A 6,118-nucleotide genomic window follows, 5' to 3' on the forward strand; every position below is an offset into this window, starting at 1 on the left:
CGCCCACTGCCCGGACCACGCCCACTGCCCGGACCACGCCCGCTCAGCCCAGGCCGTCGAGGTCGTCGTCGTCGAGCTCGAGCCAGTCACCGTCACCGGTCGCGAGCCAGGCTGCCGGTGTCGACCCATCGTGCTCATCGAGGAGCACCTGCAGGTCGGGGAAGCGCTCGATCGCCCACGTCACGTCGACGAGCCTGGCGTTGTCGGCGTCCTCGAGCTCGGCGTCCGTCTCGGCGCCGACGTAGAGCTCCCACCCTGACGCCGTGCGGTCCTCGCCGACGGGCCGACCGGCGTCCTCGGGGTCGAACGCCACGAAACCGGGGGTGGCCTGCTCGTCGTCGAGCAGCCGGGCCGTGACTAGCACGACCCGCGCGTCGGCCGTCTGCTCAGCCACCTCGTCACCTGCGTGATCGTCGTCGGACGCGATCGGGACCGACCGAGCCGAGCGGCAGGGTAGGCACTGGGACGGAGCGCTGGGCCGCCGAGCGCGCCGGCAGGTGAGCCGCAGCGCGGCCGCTGACGAGCGTCGTCGGCGGGTCCTGCGCAGGCTAGCCAGCGAGGTAACGTTCGAGCGCTTCGCGGGTGATCTCGGAGAGGCTGCTCCCTTCGCGCGCAGCGCGTTCTGCGGCGCGCCGGCGCAGATCCTCGGGCACACGCACGCGCAGCTGCGGTGACGGAGCAGCCGCTCCACTCAACGACGGCCGGCCGCGACGTCGGTAGACCACCTGGCCCTGGTCCGACGGGTAGCCGGCCTCGGCTTCGTCGGCGAGACGTTCGAGCTCCTCGGCATCGACGAGGGGGTCGCAGTCCGGATCGTGGCCCTCGCCGACGGTCAGACGGCGACCGATCCAATCAGGTGGTCGGCTCATCGCCTCGTCCTCTCTCGTACTCCTCGCGGTACTTGTCGCGCAGATCCATCGCGTGGATGACCAGCAGCACATCGTCGCATGGTGTCAACGCCACGACCTCGAACGCCCGGCCGCTTCGGTCGTCACCGAGGATCAGGTACTTGGTCACCGACCCGTCGTGCGACAGCTCCCGGACGCTGAACGGATCGGCGAGAACGTCGAGCACTCGCTGCCTGCCGACGCGGTGCCGACGGGCCGACTGGGCGAACCGAACCTCCACACATCACCCTATGTGTACCACAGAAAAGACGCTCCGGTCAGACATCGAGGCGGTCCTGCGTGACTGCAAGACGCTCCGGCTTGCGCGCGGCCTTGGCGACCGGAAGGACGTCCCCGGCGGTGAGGTCCTCGACGCCGAGCAACGGCCCGACGACGATCTCGTCGAGCAGTGTTGCCTGTTCCCGCTCCAGCTCGACCACCTCGGTCAACACGTGCAGGAGTTCGAGCAGCTCGGTCGTGTACGCGCTCGGCCATCGTTCGGGGCGGATCGCTTCGAGCTGCGAATCGCGTCGGTCACCCATCTTCGGCTTGACCCGCGTGGCACGCCGGTACCCGAACCACTTGTCGAGCACGTTGACGCCCGACACCTCGTAGGCCCGAACCGCTGGGGCGACCGGACCGACCACGCCGTCACCGACACGCAGCTCACGTGAGACCGGGTCGTAGGCGATCGCGTCCGGGAACGCCTCCCCGAACGGTCCGCGCAACAGCGGCGGCTCAGCCGTCCGTGGCGCGCCAGCGGGACGCGGCGGGGAGGCCGTGGCGTCGATGAAGCGCTCCCCGTAGGTGTGCAGCCACAGGACCCGGCGGCCAGCCTCCACCGCACGGTCGAACAACGCCATGTCGACGGTGACGGGGACCCGGATGCCGGGTGTCGCCAGATCGTCGGCGAAGCTCGTGGTGTAGCCGGGGTGCCCCACAACGGCCGCCACGTAGGCGAACAGGTCCGGTGCCGTCACCGTTCGCCCGAGCCGGGTGCCGAGCAGGTCGAGCAGCCCCGGGTTCACGTTCGGCTCGGTGCCGTCGGCATCGAGCCACAACGGGTAGGCGCGCCCTCCGAAGCTGCCACGGTAGTGGTGAAGGTCCGGAACCAGTCCGGTCGCGGTCACACCCGGCCCGTTGGTCGGCGCCCTCGGAGGCAACGCCGTCAGGTAGATCTGCTGCTCCGAGCGGACGCGCCACAGGGTCGGGTTGGGACGGTTGATGACCCGCTTGTCCCCGATGATCCACTGCCGGTCGAACGAGCGGTAGCCGATCCGAACCGGCTGCGGGCAGGGGCCATCGTCGTAGACGATCGCACCCTTGCGGTGCAGCAGGCCCGGCAGACCATCACCCAGTTCCGAGGAGATGCGGCGGTCGGTCGGATGCTCGCTGAACAGGTCGGCCTTCCGTACCGGATCCTTCTCCGCCTGGAGCGTGCGCCACCGTGTCTCCAACGTGGACCGGTCAGGCGCGATGGGCCACGTGCGTCCCGGCATCACGCCGGAGCCGGAGTACCGGAACAGGTCGTCGAGGTGTGGGTAGTCGCGCCACGCATGACGACCCTCCGCCAGGAACGGCTCGCGCCACCCGTCCGGCGCCGGCTCCCAGCCGTCGGTCAGCGTGACGTCGGCGAGTGCGTCGAACTTGGTCGTGCGGGAGCCGGCGGGCAACTGGCGGAACGCGACCGGCGCCGGGGTGTCCGGTCCGGTCTCCCCGTCACGGACGACCATCACGATGCAGACCGGCTGCTGGACACCTTGGAAGACCCGGGTGCTCACGGCTGGCTGGTGGCCCTCGGGCGAGCAGTCGATGACGTAGATCGCATCGCCGCGGCGCCGGAGGTAGTCCCGCATCTGCTGGAAGCCCGGCCCGGAGAGGAACCCCGCGACCGTGATGAAGCAGACGATGCCGGTGTCGGACTCGGGTGGTTGGTCGAACACCTTCCAGGTCGCCCACCGCCAGAAGTAGACGTACGGGTTGTAGAGATGCTTGGCGTGGGCGCCGACGCCCCACTCCTTCGGCGGCATCCAGTCGTCCAACGGCGCGGACACCTTCGCACCAGGGGTGCCCTGCTCGATCCAACCGCCTTCACCCGCGGCCTTCTCGCCGTACGGCGGGTTGCCGAGCACCACGGTGACCGGCACCTCTCGCTTGACCTGGTTGGCGCCCCTCATCGACGCCGTCAAGGGCCGGTACAGCATCCCGGCGTGCAGCGGGTCCTCGTCGTGAGCATCCGCGAGCGTGTCGACGACGTACAGCCGAACGCTGGCCGCTCGGTGCGCCGCCACACCGAGCTCGGCGAGCTCTGCCATCACGCGCAACTGCGCGACGGCGAACGGCCCCAGCTGGAGCTCGAAGCCGCTGATGCGTCCGAGCGCGTCGTCCAGCGCTGCGGCGACGGCGTGCTCGCCCTCGAGGTCGGTCAACGTCGCCGCGATGGATCGCAGGACCGCGAGGAGGAACGTGCCGGTCCCCACCGCAGGGTCGAGCACGGTCACCGACGGATCCGCGAGTCCGCGGTGCTTGCCGAGGTGATCACGCAGTGCCACATCGACCAGGCGTGTCATCGCATCGACGACCTCGGGAGGCGTGTAGTACGACCCGGTCTGCTTGCGCAGTGCCGGGTCGTAGACCTGCAAGAAGTGCTCGTAGAAGTAGAGCCACGCCTCGGGATCGCCCTTCGAGATGGTCGGCCAATCGACGACGGCGAGCACGCGTTGGACCGTCGCGAGCGAGGTCAGCAGACCGTCACGCTGACCGACCTCGCGCGTGAACACGTCGAGCGCGGTCCCGATCAGCGAGTGGGTCTGCCCCAGCTCCCGCGCAGCCGCCTCGATCGACCCACCGAACTCGATCCCGCGCGCCCGCGCCAGCAGCAGCCCGAAGGTCACGGTCTGCGCGAACCCGTCCGCGAACGATTCGTCATCGGCGCCGGGTACCAAGGTCGTGCGCCAGTCCCGGTGCAGGTGGGCCAGCGTCGCGCTGCCGACGGTGAGCTGGTCCCGGACCTCGTCGCGGACCAGCCGACACATCCGCGCGCTGAGCTCGGCCAGCTCCCGAGGACCACGAGGCACGTACGGTTCCCAGGACAGGAAGTCGGCGATCAACGCGACCAGCTGGTCCGGGGCGGCGAGGTCAGCACCCGCGGACTCGACGTCGCCATCGAGCCGGACGACGCGACCCACCAGCTCGCCGCTGCGCCAGAGCGAGAACTCGCCACCGCTGCTGAACAACAGGTTCGGCAGCGCTTGCAGCTTCCTCCACTGCGCCTTGTCGTGATCGCCGCGGAACCGCCGCGGGTCGGCGCCCTTCTCCGGGGCCTTCAGCTCGACGAACCCGGTCAGGGCGTCGGCGTAGCTGACCGCCAGATCCGGGCGCACGTGCAGCTCGCCGAGCGACGATTCTCCGACGATCGTCAGTCGCGCCGGATCGAACCCCGCCAGCGCCACCAGGTCCGCCAGCAACACCTCCATCGGGCCACGCAGCTGGTCCTCACGCGACCCTGTGACCGCGACCGCGCCGAGCTTCGCGGCGACCACCTCGCCGAACCGCGAGACGGCGGCGCTCAAGGTTGACGGATGGTCCACGCCGAGACTCCTCACCCGCGCCGGCGCCGTGACCGTAGACGTTCGGTGCGACAGCTCGCCGCGCCAGGCGGGCGAGCTGCCTGGCGACTCAGCCGGTGCGGCGGGTCAGCGGCTTGTACTTGATCCGCGTCGGGTTCAGCGCGTCGTCGCCCTTGCGGCGGCGCAGGTCCTCCTCGTACTCCGAGTAGCCGCCCGGGAACCAGGTCACCTGCGAGTCACCCTCGAAGGCGAGGATGTGGGTGGCGACCTTGTCGAGGAACCACCGGTCGTGGGACGTGATCACCGCGCACCCGGCGAACTCGAGCAGCGCCTCCTCGAGGCTGCGGAGGGTGTCGACGTCGAGGTCGTTGGTCGGCTCGTCGAGCAGCAGCAGGTTGGCTTCGTTCTGCAGCAGCTTGGCGAGGTGGACCCGGTTGCGTTCACCACCGGAGCACTTGCCGAGCGCCTTCTGCTGTTCGCCGCCGGTGAACCCGAAGGCGGCGACGTAGGCGCGCGACGCCATCTCGGTGCGGCCGAGCTGCACCCAGTCGCCGCCGCCGGTGATCTCCTCGAAGACCGTCTTGTCCGGGTCGAGATCCTGCCGCGACTGGTCGACGTAGGACAGCTGGACCGTGTCGCCGACACGCAGCTCGCCCTCGTCGGGCGTCTCCTCACCGACGATCATGCGGAACAGCGTGGTCTTGCCAGCACCGTTCGGGCCGATGATGCCGACGATGCCGCCGGGCGGCAGCGTGAAGGTCAGGTCCTCGTAGAGCAGCTTGTCACCGAAGCCCTTGACGACACCCTTCGCGTCGACGACCACGTCGCCGAGCCGCGGGCCCTCGGGGATCATGATGATGGGCTTGGTGACCTGCTTCGGACGGTCCTGGTTGAGCAGGGTCTCGTAGGCCTGGATGCGGGCCTTGGCCTTGGTCCGTCGGCCCTGCGGGGACGCCTTGACGTACTCGGCCTCCTCGGCGAGCTGGCGCTGGCGCGACGACTCCTCGCGCTCCTCGGTGCGCAGCCGTTCGCGCTTCTGTTCGAGCCACCCGGAGTAGTTGCCCTCGAACGGGTAGCCCTTCCCCCGGTCGAGCTCGAGGATCCACTCAGCCACCTCGTCGAGGAAGTACCGGTCGTGGGTGATGGCCACGACCATGCCGGCGTAGTCGGCGAGGTGGCGCTGCAGCCACCCGACGGTCTCGGCGTCGAGGTGGTTGGTGGGCTCGTCGAGCAGCAGGATGTCGGGCTTGGACAGCAGCAGCTGGCAGAGCGCCACACGGCGCTTCTCACCACCGGACAGGACGCTCACGTTGTCCACGTCGGGCACGCGCAGGGCGTCCATCGCGATCTCGATGGTCCGGTCGAGGTCCCAGGCGTCGGCCGCATCGATGGCGTCCTGCACCTCGCCCATCTCGTCGTAGACCTTCTGCATCCGGTCGTCGTCGAGCGGCTCGGACAGCTTCGCGGCGAGCTCGTTGAACCGGCCGACGAGCCCCGCGGTCTCGCCCATCCCCTCGAGCACGTTCTCGCGGACCGTCTTGGTCTCGTCGAGCACCGGCTCCTGCGCCAGGTAGCCGACGCTCAGGCCCTTGGCCGCCCACGCCTCGCCCTCGAACTGGGTGTCGACGCCGGCCATGATCTTCAGCAGCGTCGACTTCCCGG

5 protein-coding genes are annotated in these 6,118 nt (G+C 69.7%); all 5 read right to left on the reverse strand.

Annotated features, from left to right (window positions below):
* Nucleotides 1-43: 43 nt before the first annotated feature.
* The gene (locus tag WEB03_RS10565) at nt 44-394 is read right to left on the reverse strand and encodes a hypothetical protein (RefSeq protein WP_368070907.1); all 351 of its coding nucleotides are present in this window, start codon (nt 392-394) and stop codon (nt 44-46) included.
* 154 nt (nt 395-548) lie between these two features.
* A complete protein-coding gene (locus WEB03_RS10570) occupies nt 549-869 on the reverse strand; it encodes a CopG family transcriptional regulator (protein ID WP_368070908.1) in 321 nt (106 codons plus the stop codon).
* Nucleotides 853-1,074 carry a hypothetical protein gene (locus WEB03_RS10575; protein WP_368070909.1) on the reverse strand — a complete coding sequence of 74 codons (222 nt, stop codon included), beginning with the start codon at nt 1,072-1,074 and terminating at the stop codon, nt 853-855. Before WEB03_RS10575 ends, WEB03_RS10570 begins: the two co-directional genes overlap by 17 nt.
* Nucleotides 1,075-1,165: 91 nt before the next feature.
* On the reverse strand, nt 1,166-4,477 hold the full coding sequence (locus WEB03_RS10580) for a type ISP restriction/modification enzyme (RefSeq protein WP_368070910.1): 3,312 nt from the start codon (nt 4,475-4,477) through the stop codon (nt 1,166-1,168).
* Nucleotides 4,478-4,565: 88 nt separating this feature from the next.
* Nucleotides 4,566-6,118: energy-dependent translational throttle protein EttA (ettA, locus tag WEB03_RS10585; protein WP_368070911.1), on the reverse strand; the 1,553-nt coding region annotated here is incomplete at its 5' end.

Origin of the sequence: Nitriliruptor sp., from assembly GCF_040882075.1 — a bacterium.
Lineage (GTDB): Bacteria > Actinomycetota > Nitriliruptoria > Nitriliruptorales > Nitriliruptoraceae > Nitriliruptor.